Here is a 17502-nt window from a genome sequence, read left to right as displayed (position 1 = left end):
AATACTTTTGTTAGTAAATTCAACCAAAAATTAATTATACAAATCTATTATATAAAAAATATGTGAAAGTTTGTATAGGATGAATGATTGATTATACAATTTGTTGAGTAAGCGCTTCGCTAATAACCTGACCGAGGTCTGCAATTAGCCTCCGTCCATACTCATTATGTTTAAGCCCATCAATTAATACCACAGCATAGCACCTTTTATGATGTGTAAACAGCACACCGCAATCGTGCGTTATTCCGTGCAAATGTCCAGGTTTATTTAAAATAAAACACTTTTCATTCAGCATAGAAGGTAGTTTATCCCGCAGTCGCTGATTAAATAAGCTTTCTTTTAAAAGCTTACGTGAAGGTTCCGAGAGAACATCTTTTCTATAAAGCACTTTCAGGCATGTAAGTAAGTCTGCTGCTGTTGTGACGTTATCTCTTCCTTCCGCGGAAGCTTGAATATCCATCATCTGACGATTGAGCTGGGTATTTTTTAACCCTAAATCCTTGATACACCCCTGTATGCACTCTTGTCCTAGAAGTTTAATTAACAGGTTTGTAGCCGTATTATCAGAAAGAATGAGCATTAAAATAAGTAGTTCTTTAACCGTAGCAGTAGGAGAATACGGATAAACGCTTAATAGTCCATCTCCCCCCACAATATCTGATTGTTTAACAGCAATGGTCTGGTGCGCTAAAATAACGCCGGAATCAATCTGACGACACGCTTCAATTGCAACAAGCAGCTTGATAGTACTAGCAGATGGATACACATTTGTAGCTCCTTGTTCAATTGTTTCTTCAGGAGTTTCAAAGAGATAGCTTACTCTCCCTCTGTACATGGACGACCATTGCTGAACAATCAAGCGAACTTTTTCTTCTACTATACTCATAGTTTACTTGCCGCAATTTCAGAGGTTGAATTTACAATCCCTTCGTTATAAAGGTGACACGCAACAAAATGATTTTCTTCAACTTCCTGCCACTCGGGTTTCACGCTTGCACATGCGTCCATCGCAAACTGACATCGTGTTCTAAATACGCATCCCGACGGTGGGTCAATCGGGCTTGGTAGCTCTCCTTGTAAGACAATACGTTCGCGTGCATCTTCAATATCAGGGTCTGGTATTGGAATTGCTGATAAAAGGGCTTTTGTATAAGGGTGCAGTGGCTTGGTATATAATGAATCGCTTGTTGTCAGCTCAACAAGGTGTCCTAGATACATAACTCCAATACGGCTGCTAATATGCTTGACCATTGACAAGTCATGAGCAATAAACAAATACGTAAGGCCTTTTTCTTCCTGCAATTTTTTTAGCAAATTAACAACCTGAGCCTGAACCGATACGTCCAAAGCAGAAATAGGCTCGTCCGCAATAATACATTCGGGATTTAACGCTAAGGCGCGCGCAATCCCAATCCTTTGACGTTGCCCCCCGCTAAATTCATGAGGGTAACGATTGGCATGTTCACGATTCAAACCAACATCTTCTAACAGCTCATAAACGCGTTCTAAGCGTTCTTTTTTGTTGGGATATAACCCGTGAACTTCCATTGGCTCCGAAATGATTTCCCTTACTGTAGACCTTGGGTTTAAGGACGCATACGGATCTTGAAAAATCATTTGCATATTACGCTGAAACGTAAATTTCTCTTTTTCAGATAGTTTGTGGACATCTTTCCCTTTATAAAGTACTTTACCGCTCGTTCTCTGGTACAGACCAATAATGGTTCGTCCCGTCGTTGACTTTCCACACCCAGACTCTCCTACTAATCCAAACGTTTCACCTTTGTAAATGGAAAATGAAACATTATCTACAGCCTTTAATTCTTTATTTTTAGCAACAGGGAAGTATTTCGTCATATTTTTCACTTCGAGAATAGGCTGTTTCTTTGTCATGTCATTTCCTCCTTATGTCCAGTAGCGACGTATTGCGCAAATTTCATCTTCGTACTCCATTCCTTTGATGGGAATAACCTCAACTGCCTTACCCGTTTTCGGCGAATGAATGATTTGACCATTTCCATAGTACATAGCGACGTGGTGTACAAAACCCTTACCTTGTTCGTAAGCAAAGAATAATAAATCTCCTGGCTCCATTTCTTCATATGAAACTACTTTACCGCTTGTAGCTTGGTCGCTTGCATCGCGAGGAATCGTATATCCATTTGCTTTATGAAGTGAGTAGGTAAAACCTGAACAGTCAAAGCCATATGAGCTCATTCCTCCCCATAAGTAAGGAAGATCTAGAAATCGCTTTCCTTCCGACACGAGATGAGCTCCTGTTTTTGGATGTAGTTCTGCATCAGATTGAACTACATTCACATCTTTAGCCAACATTAGGCCTCTTCCAAGCGGTGTTTCCACTTCAACATGTTCGTTTAGGTATTGAACTACAGGTAAAGTCGTTCGATAGCTAAGCATCAGCTCCGTTTGGTTATCAATTACTAAAAGCGTTTTTCGGGCGATTACTTGGGCAGATGCATCTTGTTTTTGCAGCTCTACTGCCTTTAACTGACTTGCTGGAACCCAACCGGGATATCCGACATTATTTTTTTTAGAAGGCTGACTTGGAATAAGAACGTAGCACCAATTTCCTTCCTGCTTAATCATCTCGACTTCTTCACCAAATAAAAGTTGGGTTTGAACGAGGTTTTCGTTGCATAAAGCGAGTCGGTTTTCATACGTTAAACGACGGAGCCACTCTTTTATATCAACAGGTGATTCTAGTGCCACCTGATCGAGGCTACGAGGTGATTCTGCAGATGTCCACACCGTTGCAACTGACACTGTGACAACGTATCTCTTAGCATTCATTTTATCTTCTCCCTCTATTAATCTACTTTCACTCCGGCTTCTAACTCTACCATTCGTTCATAGGTTGACATGGTTGCATACGCCCCAACAGGCACTGCGACTTGTGGCGAGCAGTGTCCAATTAAAAACCCTTTCATAATTGGCTTTTTTAACCCTTTTAACGGCTGTAATAAAGCTTCTTCTAATGATAAAGAATTCTCTCTTTTTAACGGTTCACACTTATGAAAATCACAAAGCATAATGCCTGCTGCATCTTCAAATTTCCCAGCCAGCTTTAACTGTGTCATCATTCTATCAATGCTGTAGGATTCTTCTTCAATATCTTCAATAAATAAAATCTTCCCCTTTGTCTCCACTTCAAAATCTGTACCAAGCGAACTTGCTAATAATGTGAGGTTACCACCAATTAGCTGTCCGCTGACCTCTCCCTGTTCGATAATTTGAAGGGGAGTAATTTGATCAGTATAATATGTTGACTGAGGAGTAAAAAGTTGTTGAAAAGACTGCTTTGTTTGTTCTTTGACATCATCTTTTCCAATATCCGATGACAGCATTGGCCCGTGAAACGTAATAAGTCCTGTTTTTTGAGAAATAGCCGTATGTAAAAATGTAATATCGCTATAGCCCCAGAATATCTTTGGATTATCTTTAATGAGCTCATAATCTAGTAAATTCGCCATTCTAGCCGTTCCGTAACCACCGCAAGCACAAATAATTCCCTTGACGCTTGGATTAGCAAAAAAAGCATTAATATCCTCTGCGCGCTGTTCATCTGTTCCTGCAAGGTAGCCGTTTTTTTCATAAACTGATTTTCCAACTTGGACCTGAAGGCCTAAGCTTTCTAGATATGCAATTCCCTTTTTTAGCTGCTGTTCTTTTGGCGGGCTAGCTGGTGATACAACGCCCACGATATCTCCTTTTTTCAAAGCAGAAGGTTTTATCATTTAGAAACACCCTTTCCCTTTATGTAATGAAGAGGCTGTGCGAAATAGAGAAGTTGCTCCCATTTTGCACAGCCTGCTTATTCACTACTTTATGAACGATGTTTATTTTTTATCCGCCCATTTTAACTCTAAGTAACCAACCGGGTGACGAACAATTCCAGATACGTTTTCATTTGTCAAAAATACGTAGTTATAGAAGTGAATTGGGATAATTGGCATTTCATCAAATAATAGTTTTTCAGCTTCATACATTAACTCAAATCGTTTCTTTTCATCCGCTTCATTCTTTGCTTCCTGAATTAATTGATCATATTTTTCATTACTCCAAGCCGTACGGTTCATTGAATGCCCCGTTTGGAAGTTTTCTAAGAAATTGATTGGATCCGCGTAATCAGCTAAGAACGAACTACGAGATAACTGGAATTTCAGCGCCTTTTGCTCTTCTTGGAATACGTTCCACTCCATGTTCGCCAGCTTCACATCAACGCCTAGGTTTTCTTTAAACATCTGTTGCAGTGCTTCTGCAATCTTCTTATGCGTGTCATCTGTGCTATACGTTAACGTAACTTGAGGTAGCTTCTCATAGCCCTCTTCTTTCATTCCCTTTTCTAAAAGCTCTTTTGCTTGTTTCACATCTGTTTTGACAAGATCTCCACTCTTTTCTCGGAAATCAGAACCGTTGGCATCCTTAAACCCTTTTGATACAAAGCCATATGCCGGCTCTTCTTTGTTCTTCGTTACATAGTTAACAATTTGATCTTGGTCTACAGCCAAAGCAAACGCTTTACGAATATTGACATTTTGGAACGGTTCTTGATCTAAATTAAGACGATAGAAATAAACTCCTGCTTGATCTTTAATATCTAGGCTATCGTCTTTTAATAACTGGTCGCTTAAATCAGCTGGGATCTCAGATACATCAAGCTCGCCGTTTTGGTACATTTGATATTCTGTATTTGTATTTTCCACCATTGCCCAGTTAACTTTATCTAGCTTTACATTTTTTGCATCCCAATACTGATCGTTGCGCTCCATAACAATATTGCTGTTATGCTTCCACTTCGTTAGCTTAAATGGACCATTTCCAACAAAACTTTTCGCTTCAGCAAACCACTTAGGGTTTTCAGTTGCTACTTTTTCATTAATTGGGAAAAATGCAGGATTTGCAATGACGCTTAGGAAGTAAGCTTGTGGACTATTCAACGTTACTTCAAACGTCTTATCGTCTACCGCTTTTACTTTTACGTCCTCCGCTTTTCCTTTTCCTGTATTAAATTCCTCTCCACCTTCAATAAAATAACCTAAGAAAGCAGCTGGAGATCCTGTTTCAGGGTTTAACAACCGTTTCCAAGCAAATTCAAAGTCTCCTGCGGTTACGTCATCCCCATTCGACCATTTTGCATCTTCACGAATATGAAATGTATAAACTTTGCCATCTTGTGATACGTCCCATTTCTCAGCAATTGCTGCTTCTGGTTCATGTTCTTGTCCTAATCTTGTTAAGCCTTCCATTAAGTTGTTTAACATTTGCCAAGAGTACGAATCAAAACCAATTGGTGGATCAAAAGAAGTTGGCTCTGCACCGTTATTCATATACAATACTTTACCATCTTCCTTCTTGCTACCACCTTCAGGTTCTGCACCTGAGTCACTTGTCGCCGTACAGGCAGCAAGGGTAAATACTAAAATAGACATCATTACTACAGACATAATTCGCTTCATTCTGTTCCCCCTTTTCCTTTACCTATTTATGTATCTATAAGGCTAGCTTATAGTAGATACTAGTTTTTTAGCTCTTTCATCTTGGAGCCAACAGCTGACTGAATGCTCATTTCGAAACAAAATTTCACCAGGATACACGCGATCACACACTTCCATCGCATAAGGACACCGAGCAGCAAAGGAACACCCGATAGGAGGTGCAAATAAGTCTGGAGGCGAACCTGCAATTGGCACAAGGTCTCCACCATCCAAATCAAGACGCGGAACAGACTGTAAGAGCCCCTTTGTATATGGATGCTGTGGTTGATAAAAAATATCTCTTCGCTTTCCTGCTTCAACGATTTTACCTGCATACATGACGGCTATTCGGTCTGCCACTTGGGCGACGACTCCTAAATCATGCGTAATCAAAATAATGGATACGCCTGTTTTTGCTTGAATTTCTTTAAAAAGCTCTAAAATCTGAGCTTGGATCGTTACGTCTAAAGCCGTCGTCGGCTCGTCGGCAATGAGCACTTCCGGTTCACATACAAGAGCCATAGCAATGACAATCCGCTGCCTCATCCCCCCGCTAAATTCATGAGGGTACTGTTTCAAGCGCTCTTTCGGATTTGGAATTCCAACCAAATTGAGCATGTCTAGTGCTTTTTTGTTCGCTACATCTTTCGTAATGTTTTCATGTTGCATCATGCTCTCTGCAATTTGCTGTCCTACCGTAATTGTTGGATTCAATGCAGTCATTGGATCTTGGAAAATCATTGAGATATCTGCGCCGCGTATCTTTCTCATGGCTTTTTCAGAGAGCTTTGCTAAATCCTTTCCCTTAAATAAAATTGACCCTTTTGTAATCTTTCCTGGAGGATTTGGAATTAATCTCATAATGCTTTGAGAAGTTACGCTTTTCCCACATCCCGACTCCCCTACAATCGCAAGTGTTTCACCTTTATATAAATCAAACGATACGCCTCTAACCGCTTGCACCTCACCGCCATATGTAGCAAATTTCACCGTTAAATCTTGAACTTCTAAAACTTTTTCCACTGCGCTTCTACCTCCTTAACTTTGGATCAAGGGCATCTTGTAAACCGTCCCCTAGCACGTTAAATGCAAACATGGTGATAGAAATAAAGAAAGCCGGGAAAAATAAGCGCCACCAATAGCCAGATAGAATCGAAGATAAACCGTCATTTGCCATTACACCCCAGCTGGCAAATGGTGCTTGAACACCTAATCCTAAAAAGCTTAAAAACGCTTCGGCAAATATAGCTGTCGGAACCGTTAACGTCATTTGAACAATAATCGGCCCCATTGTGTTAGGCAATAAATTTTTCTTAATAATCCTTGCTGTTTTGGTCCCAAATGTTTTGGATGCAAGCACAAATTCATAGTTTTTTATTTGTAGAACTTGTCCTCGGACAATTCGGGCCATTCCAATCCAGCCTGTCACGGAAAGTGCGAGGATAATCGTTGATAAACCAGGTCCCATTACCACCATTAACAGGATGACAACCAATAGATAAGGAAGGCCATATAGAACTTCAACAATACGCATCATCACGTTATCTGTGCGACCGCCTTTATAGCCGGCAACGCCTCCATAAATAACTCCGATTATAAAATCAATTAAAGCAGCCATGACCCCAACGAATAGTGAAATTCTTGCTCCATACCACGTTCGAGTAAATACATCCCTTCCTAAATCATCCGTTCCAAACCAGTGTTCTTTTGAAGGTGGCTGATTTTGATTCGCAAATGACGTTTGCGTAACGCTGTGGGGAGAAATCATCGGTCCCACGATAGCCATGATGACTAGCAAAACCAAAAAGATTAATCCTAGCATTGCCAGCTTGTTTTTCAATAACCTTAGCCATGCATCATGCCAATAAGACAAGCTGGGACGCACAACAGCTTCCGCCTCGGTGCGATCTTTTTGCTTTGGTACAAACCATTCATCAGGAATGCTTACTGACTTTTCTGATTTCAGATCACTCATGCTCATCCTTCCTTTCGATGTAGTTTAATTCTTGGATCCAAAATACCATAAGCAATGTCTACTAAAAACAGCATAAAGATTAAAATGGCACTATAAAATACTGTGGTTCCCATAATAACCGGATAATCACGCGTGTTTATACTGTCAACAAAGTATTTTCCCATACCAGGTATAGCAAAAATCTGTTCAATAACAAACGTCCCAGTCAGTACGCTAGCAGCAATTGTTCCCAACACCGTTACCACTGGAAGCAGCGCGTTTCGCAAGGCATGCTTAAATACAATCTTATAAGGAGAAAGCCCTTTAGCTCTTGCCGTTCGAATATAGTCTTGAGTTAACACTTCAATCATACTTGCACGGGTTAAGCGCGCAATGATAGCCATCGGCCCCGTCGCAAGAGCAAGCGTTGGTAAAATCATATGCTTTGGACTTGTCCATGTAGCTGCTGGTAAAATCGCCCAATCAACGGCTAGCTTTTGAATAAGCAGCGTTGCCATAACAAAGTTAGGAATAGAAATTCCGATAACAGCAATTGTCATCGCTAAATAATCTACAATTCCGTTGCGGCGTAGTGCGGCTACAATTCCAAGTGCGATACCTGAAAACACAGCGACAAGTAAAGTAACCATCCCAAGCTCAAAAGAAACTGGAAAGCCTCGTCCCAGCAAATCATTTACTGTTTGAGAAGGCTGCTTAATTGATGGTCCAAAATCAAACGTAACAATTGATTTTATGTACATAAAGTACTGAACAATTAATGGCTCATTTAAGTGATAGTACGACTCTAAATTTTCTTGTACAGCTTCACTCGTAGCTCGCTCTTCATTAAAAGGTGAACCTGGTATAGCATTCATTAAAAAGAATGTTAATGTTACAATGACCCACAATGTGATAATCATTGAAATAAAGCGCTTCAATATGTATGTCTTCATTTTTAATCACACTTTCTAACAAAATGTAGTTCGCATCGCAAGTTCTGTCATAACAAGCATTGCTTGATATGCTTCTAAAATATCTTTCGCTTGAAAGCTAACGATTGTTGAATTAGGTTCAATTTTTGTACCTGGCATTAAATTAGCCCATTCTGCTTGACCGTAATTATTAAATTCGATTCTTAAAGTAGGTTGGTTTGGTGGTAATAAGGGATTTATTAAGTGTTTGTTTTGAATGGCAATTTCAACTTTTTCTTGAAGTAATTGTTCTGCTTTCTTAGGAGTTAGTGTTTGTGCTGCAGAACGAGAAATGGATTTTTTAACAATTGCTGTCGTGACGTTTGGAATGAGTGATGTCGCTTCGATGGCTGTATAATCATCCCCTGCGACAAGTAAAACAGGCACTTCATAATGCCCTGCGACATAAGCATTAAACCCTAGCTCACCAACGGCTACGTCGTTTATATACATATTTCGCACTCCGAAAGTCATAGCGTGTGACATAACGCCAGGCATTCCAGCACGTGAATGGTATCCAATAAACATTGCCCCAGCAAATGAACTATCCAGGCCTTGAACCATTGAATATGGCTTAACGCTACCTGAAATTAAAACGGCTTCAGAGTGCAAATCTTCAACTAACAGGTTATTCATACTTGAATGGCTATCATTTACAACTACTTCTGTACAGCGGTTCTTTAACGCAGCTTCAATGACAGCATTGGCTTCTTGTGTCATAATTCGCCTGCTGCGCTCATAGTTTGCTTCTTGTAAAAAGACGTTACTTTGATCTACAAGGCCAGTAATTCCTTCCATATCGATAGATACGTATAGCTTCATTTTTCCACTCCCTTCTTTAAGTTTAAGAGGTTAATTGTATTAAATATTAAGAAAATTATAAAATATTTACTCCATTTTTTCAATATAATATTAATTATTTTTGGCATAAAATGTTTATTCTTGTCTACCTCACCATCATTCCTACATATTTCGTCAATTTTTGCGACAGCTCTTCTTCTGAATGGATATACCTGCAATATTTCTTTTCTAGATTAATATAAGAGATATCGCTTTCAAAACCTCGATTTCATGGTAAAATGTAAAAAGTTACTAGATAAAACAAACTAGATTAGACAGATTAAACATGAGGTGCATACTATGATTCGTACGTCCATTGCTTCGTTACAATGGTTTTTATTTATGATTTCTAATAGCATTATCGTTCCAATTGTTATCGCTTCTCAATTCAGCCTTTCACCAACAGAATCCATTGAATTTTTACAGCGTACGCTTTTCATTCTTGGAGCATCCGGCTTACTTCAAATCTTCATTGGACATCGATTACCGATTATGGAAGGCCCAGCTGGTGTTTGGTGGGGCGTATTTTCCCTCTATGCCGGCTTAGGAACGGTTTTATTTGGTTCAGGAACGGAAACGCTTCAGGTTTTACAATTCACAATGATTACAAGTGGAATTATTGCTTTATTGATGAGTGCCTTTGGCCTTATCGATAAGCTAGCAAAATATTTCACCCCAACTGTAACCGGTACTTATTTAATTTTACTAGTAGCACAGCTAAGCGGTTCATTCTTAAAAGGTATGCTTGGGGTAACAAGCGATAACCCTGCTATCAAACTTCCAGTCGCGTTAGCTTCAGCTGCTATTTTACTATTAGCTTTTTATATGCTCTCACATCCTGTATTTAATAAGTTCAGTATTATTGTAAGCATTGGTATTGGTTGGGGACTGTTCGCTATTTTAAACTTAACAGATCAAATTACGTTTCAATCGAATCTTTTTTATATCCCTGAACCATTTGCTTTCGGAGCTCCTAGATTGGAATGGAGCATGGTAACAACTGCTTTTTTTGTCACGCTTATCTTAATTACAAACATGCTCGCTTCCATACGCGTTGTGGAATCCGTTTATGAACGCAACGGTACGAAAGCAAAAAGGAGCTATATTAAACAATCAGGCATTGCTTCCGGAATTAGTCAACTGCTTGGAGGTGTCTTCTCTGGTGTCGGTGCAGTTCCGATCTCAGGATCTGGAGGCTTTATTTCAGCAACTGGCATATACAGTCGTTTACCGTTTATTGTAGCGTCTTGTTTATTATTGTTTGTGAGCATTTTTACTCCGCTCACTTCCATTATGTCTAGCTTACCCACAGCCGTAGGCTATGCTGCTATTTTCCCTGTCTTTGCGAGCATGATTGCATTAGGTATACATGAGTTTTCCAATACACCTGCCCCTTATCAGGCTATGAAAAAAGCTGGAATTCCTTTATTCGCAGGAATTGGAGTTATGTTCTTACCAACGGATGCTTTTTCTACACTTCCCCCGTTGGTAACAACATTCTTAAGCAACGGTTTGGTGTTAGGTACGCTCATTATTCTTATTATCGAAGTATACTCATCTTTCCAAGAACGCCGCTTTGCCAAGGAAAGTAGCAAATAAAAAAAGTGCTTTGCAGTTATAACTGCAAAGCACTTTTTTTATTTACTGAATGCGTAGTAAACGAAGATCTTCGTCTTCTTTTGCCATCTCATAAAACTGGCCGCTTTCATCCTGTTCCAATACAAGGTGAAGCTCTTGTTCTGCTTGTTTTATATCTCCTATACTCGCTAGGTAACAAGCTAAATTATAACGAATAAACAAGTCATCATCTTCTTCTAACCGCTTTGCCATAAGCTCCGCTGCAACCTGTGTCTGCCCAGTTAAATGATAGGCAATACCAAGCTCTATATACAGCAAGGTGTTCGATTGACTACTTTCAATTCCTGCATTGAAGATGCCAATAGCTTCATCATATCGTTCCATTCGATTATACAGCTTTCCTAATCCAGCATAAACGTTTGGATCATATTTTTGCTGCTTTAAGAGCATTTTAAACTTTTGTTCTGCCTCTACTACACTTCCTTGCTCACCAAGTAAAATCGCTTCGTATAATAAGAACTCAAAGTTGTGAGGGTCTATACTTAATAAAAACTCTACAAAAGATAAGCCCTTTTTAATACTCTCATCACCATGATCAAGATTAATGATAATATGCATTAAATGATGGCCAATACTAACATCTTCCGTTTCTTTTAGCTTCCTCTCCAGCAAAGAAATAGCTTCATCTTCCATCTGCCTTTCCTCATAAAAACTCGCTAACGCATGCACGGCTTGTACATTTGTGCGATCTAATTTCATAGCTGTTTCATGTAACTCAATAATCATACCAAAAAGCGCAATCATTGTTGCTTTTTCTTTAAACTTTTTAAACGTACGCTTTAGAAAAGTCCTTTCTTCTTCTACTTCACTGAACTCTTCGACTACTGCTTGAAGTGCAACTGCCGTATTCGTATAGATAAATGCTTTTTCTTCATTTGTTACATTTAGTTTCTTTAAATGCGTAGAAAGGGTCAAAAGGTCTTTTCGAGATGGGAAACACTCCAACCATGTTGCATAAAAGAGCTCTTCTTCTACATTTTCTTTAATAAGCTTTAGCATAATTGACTTTGCTTCTTTAAGATTTCCTTTTTGTATGCACCAATTTGCATAGTGATGCTGTACGGCTTGTTGATCAGGATTCATCTCTAAGGCTTTTAACAAGTACTTTTCTTCTTGATTCTCATCACCTTTGGCACCGTACACATAAGCTAAGCTATCCATGATCCACCCTTGAAGAGACGATGTTTCCATGGTCTCTAAATAATGAATGAGTTCTGTATAATCAGATTCTGTCTTACACAATTGTGATAAACGCTCTATATTTACATCCAATGGATCGAATTGTAGCATGGTATATAAGTATTTTTTTTCTGATTCTTCATCTTCTTCCATTCGAGCAATTAGCGCTAAGTTCTCATATGCCCCGCTGTTTCGGTGATCATAATACACGCATAGCTCATAGGCTTCTTTAGCTTTTTCAACTAAATCCATCTCTTTGTAAACTTCGCCTAAGCGATAATATGAAAAAGCATTTGGTTCAACTCTCAGTGCCTCTTCATAAAGAGCCATCGCTTCATCATACCGCTTCTCTTCCTCTAACAGTACACCGGCATAGCATCCATAAAGAATTTCTTTTGGACGGCTTTTCCATTCTTGTTTCAAGAAAGAAACCCCTTGTTCCTGGCGACCAAAGTCATTTATAAACCCTACATAAGATTCTAAAGCTTGATCTAAGTCTGACTCTAGACCAGAAAGGCCTTTTTCGATGAGAGAGATTCCAACTTCTATTCCTTCTTGAAGGTCACGTTCTTTGCAAAAATACAACAGCGCATTCCCTGCGTCTAACCAAGCATCTTGATTATACTCTTCAGTTATTAAAGCTTTTTCGTACAGATTCAATGCTTCTGATAAGCGATCAGCTTGCAAATAAGCATAAGCAAGGCCATTTTGAAGCATTGGTACACGCGCATTTGCAAAGAGTTGAATTGCTTTTTCATATTCTTTGTTTTCAATATAAAGATCTCCAAGCAAGCGGGAAAGCGTTTCGTTACTTTCAACTTGCTTAATTCCTTCACATAAAATAGCTTCAGCTTTTAATGAATCTTCTTTTTCATGCTGATACCAGTCTGCTAAGGAAATGTAAGGATATGGCATATCAGACTGCAGGTGCTTTGCTACCATAAAACCTCGATACGCTTTTTGTCCTTTCTCTAAGCGTTGATCACACTTAGCACGTTCATACCATAAAAATGCGTCTGTGCGATCATGGCGCAATAAATCATCGAAAATAGTTCGAGCTTCTTGAGTCTTTCCAAGATCATTTAAAATTAGTGCATGATTGACTTTTGAAAATGGTTCTTCATCATAAAAGCTTAGTGAAGTATGAGACAATTCATAAGCGTAATCAACATCATCTTTATAGAAATAAGCAAGTGCTAAATAGCTAAGTACAAGATGCTGCTCAATATCTAGCTGCAATGATCGATGAAAATACGTAATCGCCTGTGTATACTGATCATCTTCAAAATAAAGCCTGCCTTTTAAATAATAATAAAGTGAGCTCGTTCGTTTTTCTTTAACCTGTTGTAAGAGCTCGGCTGCTTTTTGCTTTTCATCTGTTCGAAAAAACGCATAAGCTGCATGTAACCTAATGTAATCATTATTTGGATACGTAGTAAGTAGTTTATGTAACCACTCCAACGTAACTTGACGACTATCCTCTCGAAAGATGTGTTTAATACCAAACAACGGAGAAAATGGAATATCTCCATTCGACTCTAGAAGCGCTATTAACTGCTGAATATAGCGCTCTTCATCTTGCTCGACTAGATCTGTTATGCGATATAATTCCTTGAAAAAGTAGTGCTCACGCTCTGAAAGAAACGTAAGTCTTGCTTCTTCTTTACAAATAGCAATGGATAAATAACCTGAGTTTACGTAAAGTCGGTCGAACTCACTATACTCAACCAACTGGGGATTTAGAAAATTAGGATCCTGCACATAGAAAGCCTGTAGCTGATCATTATAACCATAGACCACTTGAACATGAGAAGCATGCTCAAATTCTACACTAACAAGTATCGGTATACCGCTTTGAAGCAGTTGTTTATAAATATCTATAGTCCCTGTAAAAAAACGACAGCTATAGCCAAGACTTTCCGTATATTCCACCGCGCTTGAGAGTTTTGACCCCAGCTGGCTATAAATATGTTCCGCAATTTCATCTTGTGTCTTAGGTTGGTTAAATAAGCTAAGAATCATGCTTAGACTTGCTGGAACACAGTAGTTATCTTTTTGAATAATAGGCTTAATTGGTAACTTCACAGCTTGTCCATCACTCATTAATTTTGCGTACGGTGTATTTTTTAAGCTCTCTTCTTGTTCCACTAATGCTTGTAGTTGGCTTGCATTTTTCAAATAAAAAAAGGCTTCTGCTTTAAGCTGTGTAAAATAAGAATGATACTCTTTTGTAATAAGTATTTGTTCTAATTCACTAACAGCCTCAAGAAGCTCCTCATAGTAATGTAAGTCTTTTAGCTTTCTAACTTTCTCCATATATAACGCAGGGAGCTGGGGATACATGCCTAAAGCTTCATCAATGGTATGTAAAGCTTTTTCATGTTCACCTTTCGCAGCATATAAATCAGCTAAAAATAAAAAACACATGTCCGTTTTTTCATTTTTACTAATGCCTTCACTTAAATAGTATTCTGCTTTTTCCCATTCGCCAGTTTGAATGTAAAAATAGCCCCATTTATCAAACATTCCAGTTTTATTGTATTGCTCAACTTTCTGCATCCATTCTTTCGCTTCATCAACCCGCTTAATTTCTAACAAAATACGTACCATTAGGAAGTAAGCCGTTTCAATTTGTTTTGATGTGACTGTATTTAAATCTGTAGTTTTTAACAATAAATCCAGTTCTCGCTTTGCTTGTAACGTCTTTCCTTCACGAACAAGTTCATCATATAAAAAGATAGCCATTTGAAATGTGCCAAAACGGCGATAACCGTATCGAGTAACTACGGTACTATATCGATACATTAAGCTATCGTCCAATAGGCGAATAAGCTCATATAAATCATCACTCGATTGAAACTTAGCAAGTTTTTGCTTTAAGGTATGATGTGAGGGTGCCTTTTCAAGCTGTTCTAATTCTAAGCGCACAGATTGAAGTCCATCAATAATCCGATGCTCTTCTATATAATTTTTCAACTCTTTTACCGTAATCTCCATCATTCTAGCCACCTCATCTATTCCGTAACCAAATCTTTTAACCGCTCTAATGGTCACTTAACTCTTATCATATCAACGTTTTTAATGTTAGACAATTATTTATTAATAAGGTAATTAATTCCATACTATACCCAACATTAGGGACTTTTTATTGAAAAATTAATATTGTATAAAAAGAAGATTTAGATTAGTAAGAAGAAAGAGGAAAAATCGAGGTGTATCAATGTGAAAAAGTGCAATAAAAACTCTCATTCAATACGAGCTAAACAAGTTACGGACTGGACCAAGCGTTCAATACAGATTTCAACCAAACTTTCTTTGCCACCCTTAAAAATTGCCAAAACAAATATTTCTTACTACTATGCTAGAGCAGATGGGCAACAGCGCATTTTCACAAACAAAGACCAGCTAACAGGATACGGAAACAGCGGCATATTAAATCCTGATTCAGTTTCCTACACTAATTTATTTGTAAATGGCATGCTTCAGCCTCCTGCAATTTATAAAGTGGATGAAGGTAAACTTGAGCTTTTATCCACAGATGTTCCTTCCGAGAATACATTAATTTTACTGCAGTTTATTACAATTTATTTAGTTTAAATTCAATAATAAAAAGAAGCAAACATGTAGCTTTGCTTCTTTCTTATCACTTCATTATGTTGTAACAGTTGTTGACGAAGCTGGTGTAAAGTTAACAACCTCTACAATAATAGGAGTTCCTGCTAAGATAGAGCCGCCTACTGGTACATCAACTGCCACTGAGCCTACGCCCGTAGCACCAGGTGTGTAAGTCGATAACCCTTCCATCTGCAATAAACCATTGATATACACTTGGTAATAGCTATTGCTACTTTCTAGTACAGGAAGTGTCGTTGCTGCTGAGCCATCATCTAAAAAAAAGTCAGCTGCATCGATGGTTAGCGTAGCTCCTCCATTCGTTTGTGCAGTCGTAACATAAAATAATTTTGTATTAACAGGGCTTATGGTTGTAACCGTTGTAGCGGAAGCTAAAATTTTCATAATTTGCAATGCCATCTTCTTTGTCCCTCATTTCACTCATTCATCTTTTCACTCATAGTGTATGGCACAGTGGTACAAGTCGTGAGGGACAAACATCTATCTCTAAGAAATAAAATTAAACCTCAGCTTTTTTAACCTTCATGGCTTCATCTGTTGGTTTGATTGCTTTAAGAACGATAATAGCCCCGATTGCACTAACAAATAAAGACGTTTGGAAAACAGCCATATCAGACCATTTCATTAGCAAAGTATACAATGGGGGACCGGCAGCGACTCCGACGAAGCGCATGGAACTGTAAATTGACGTAATTGTCCCTCGCTCTTCTTTCTCAATGCCTTCGGTAATTAAAGCATCAAGACTTGGAAGTGCAACACCTATTCCGATACCGCCAATTACAAGCGTGATGATAATCATGACAATTGAAGTATTAAAAAATAAGATAGGAAAAGAACAGGCTAATAGAAGAAAACCAAAGAATGAACACCATTTCATCACCACTTTATTCTTACCAATTTTCTTCCCGGCAACATACGAGGCAATGGATAATGCAAGCAATGGAATGGCCATTACAAAGCCTTTTTTTGTATTGATAATGTCATATCTCTCTTCTAGAATTGTTGATAAATAAAAGAGCATTCCAAATAAAACAAGCATAATAATAGCACCTAAAATGAAAATGGCTAACAACCAGCGAATATTTTTATGAAGAGTGCTCTTCACATTTTTAATGAAATCTTTAATGTCTTGTTTCTTTGTATCAGATGACCCTGATTTAGGGGTTTTCACCAAAAAGAGAACAAGTAAAATGGACAACAGACAAAGAATCGGAATAAACCAAAACGGCAAAAACCAAATAAAAGAGGCTAAAAATGCACCTAAAATTGGGCTTAATACTTTACCAAACGTATTAGCAGTTTCAATTAACCCTAACCCTTTCGTTACTTCCTGTTCATCTTCAAACATGTCTCCTACACATGGAATAACCACTGGCATAGCACCGGCAGAACCAATTCCCTGAATGGCCCTTCCAATTAAAATAATCCAAAACGGGCTACTCATTTGCCATGAAGCCCATCCCGTAATTGCTCCACCTATTCCAGCTAAAATCAGACTGGGAATGATGACTTTTTTTCGTCCAAAGCGATCTGATAAATAGCCAGCAATGGGAATTAAAAAAATAGCAAATATCGAGTACACGGTAATAATCATCGAGACCTGCATAGAGCTAATTTTCAATTGCTTTTCAATGACTGGTAAAACAGGTATTAGCATGGAGTTCCCCAATGTCATAATAAGCGGAACGGATGCAAGCGCAAGCAAGTCCATTTTTTTTCTACTTTCCATAGCAGCCTCCAGATAGCGTAATGCTAAACAATTTAAGCATTTTACAAGCAATGCATATCTATA

14 protein-coding genes are annotated in these 17502 nt (G+C 38.5%); 2 read left to right on the top strand and 12 right to left on the bottom strand.

Annotated elements, in window-relative coordinates; genetic code table 11:
* Positions 1-91: 91 nt before the first annotated feature.
* The 9 genes from NIZ91_07595 to NIZ91_07555 all read right to left on the bottom strand — a co-directional run bounded on the left by NIZ91_07595 (position 92) and on the right by NIZ91_07555 (position 9242).
* Positions 92-886 carry a class A beta-lactamase-related serine hydrolase gene (locus tag NIZ91_07595; GenBank protein USY56509.1) on the bottom strand — a complete coding sequence of 265 codons (795 nt, stop codon included), beginning with the start codon at positions 884-886 and terminating at the stop codon, positions 92-94.
* Complete coding sequence (locus NIZ91_07590) at positions 883-1893, bottom strand: ATP-binding cassette domain-containing protein (GenBank protein USY56508.1); 1011 nt, start codon at positions 1891-1893, stop codon at positions 883-885. The genes NIZ91_07595 and NIZ91_07590 overlap by 4 nt, the downstream gene beginning before the upstream one ends.
* A 12-nt stretch (positions 1894-1905) precedes the next feature.
* Positions 1906-2811: a C40 family peptidase gene (locus NIZ91_07585; protein ID USY56507.1), complete on the bottom strand. Its 906-nt coding sequence runs from the start codon at positions 2809-2811 to the stop codon at positions 1906-1908.
* A gap of 17 nt (positions 2812-2828) precedes the next feature.
* Positions 2829-3755: an LD-carboxypeptidase gene (locus NIZ91_07580; protein ID USY56506.1), complete on the bottom strand. Its 927-nt coding sequence runs from the start codon at positions 3753-3755 to the stop codon at positions 2829-2831.
* A 102-nt stretch (positions 3756-3857) separates the two neighbouring features.
* The gene (locus tag NIZ91_07575) at positions 3858-5477 is read right to left on the bottom strand and encodes a peptide ABC transporter substrate-binding protein (protein ID USY56505.1); all 1620 of its coding nucleotides are present in this window, start codon (positions 5475-5477) and stop codon (positions 3858-3860) included.
* 42 nt (positions 5478-5519) lie between these two features.
* The gene (locus NIZ91_07570) at positions 5520-6518 is read right to left on the bottom strand and encodes an ABC transporter ATP-binding protein (protein ID USY56504.1); all 999 of its coding nucleotides are present in this window, start codon (positions 6516-6518) and stop codon (positions 5520-5522) included.
* 7 nt (positions 6519-6525) lie between these two features.
* Positions 6526-7476, bottom strand: coding sequence for an ABC transporter permease (locus tag NIZ91_07565; GenBank protein ID USY56503.1), 951 nt, complete (start codon positions 7474-7476; stop codon positions 6526-6528).
* Positions 7473-8402 carry an ABC transporter permease gene (locus NIZ91_07560; GenBank protein ID USY56502.1) on the bottom strand — a complete coding sequence of 310 codons (930 nt, stop codon included), beginning with the start codon at positions 8400-8402 and terminating at the stop codon, positions 7473-7475. Before NIZ91_07560 ends, NIZ91_07565 begins: the two co-directional genes overlap by 4 nt.
* Before the next feature lie 15 nt (positions 8403-8417).
* On the bottom strand, positions 8418-9242 hold the full coding sequence (locus NIZ91_07555; protein USY56501.1) for a M55 family metallopeptidase: 825 nt from the start codon (positions 9240-9242) through the stop codon (positions 8418-8420).
* A gap of 318 nt (positions 9243-9560) precedes the next feature.
* Between NIZ91_07555 and NIZ91_07550 the strand changes: the two genes are divergently transcribed.
* Complete coding sequence (locus NIZ91_07550) at positions 9561-10859, top strand: purine/pyrimidine permease (protein USY56500.1); 1299 nt, start codon at positions 9561-9563, stop codon at positions 10857-10859.
* A gap of 42 nt (positions 10860-10901) precedes the next feature.
* On the opposite strand, the gene NIZ91_07545 is transcribed toward NIZ91_07550, so the two are convergent.
* The gene (locus NIZ91_07545; GenBank protein ID USY56499.1) at positions 10902-15077 is read right to left on the bottom strand and encodes a C39 family peptidase; all 4176 of its coding nucleotides are present in this window, start codon (positions 15075-15077) and stop codon (positions 10902-10904) included.
* Positions 15078-15299: 222 nt separating this feature from the next.
* On the opposite strand from NIZ91_07545, the gene NIZ91_07540 reads away from it, so the two are divergent.
* A complete protein-coding gene (locus NIZ91_07540) occupies positions 15300-15674 on the top strand; it encodes a DUF4183 domain-containing protein (GenBank protein ID USY56498.1) in 375 nt (124 codons plus the stop codon).
* A 54-nt stretch (positions 15675-15728) separates the two neighbouring features.
* Here NIZ91_07540 and NIZ91_07535 read toward each other — a convergent pair whose 3' ends face one another.
* The gene (locus tag NIZ91_07535) at positions 15729-16109 is read right to left on the bottom strand and encodes a DUF4183 domain-containing protein (protein USY56497.1); all 381 of its coding nucleotides are present in this window, start codon (positions 16107-16109) and stop codon (positions 15729-15731) included.
* A 100-nt stretch (positions 16110-16209) separates the two neighbouring features.
* The gene (locus NIZ91_07530) at positions 16210-17439 is read right to left on the bottom strand and encodes an MFS transporter (GenBank protein ID USY56496.1); all 1230 of its coding nucleotides are present in this window, start codon (positions 17437-17439) and stop codon (positions 16210-16212) included.
* Positions 17440-17502 lie beyond the last annotated feature (63 nt).

It is taken from the genome of Bacillus sp. 1780r2a1 (assembly GCA_024134725.1).
GTDB lineage: Bacteria > Bacillota > Bacilli > Bacillales > Bacillaceae_H > Priestia > Priestia aryabhattai_A.
This window is presented reverse-complemented; position numbering and strand designations above follow the sequence as displayed.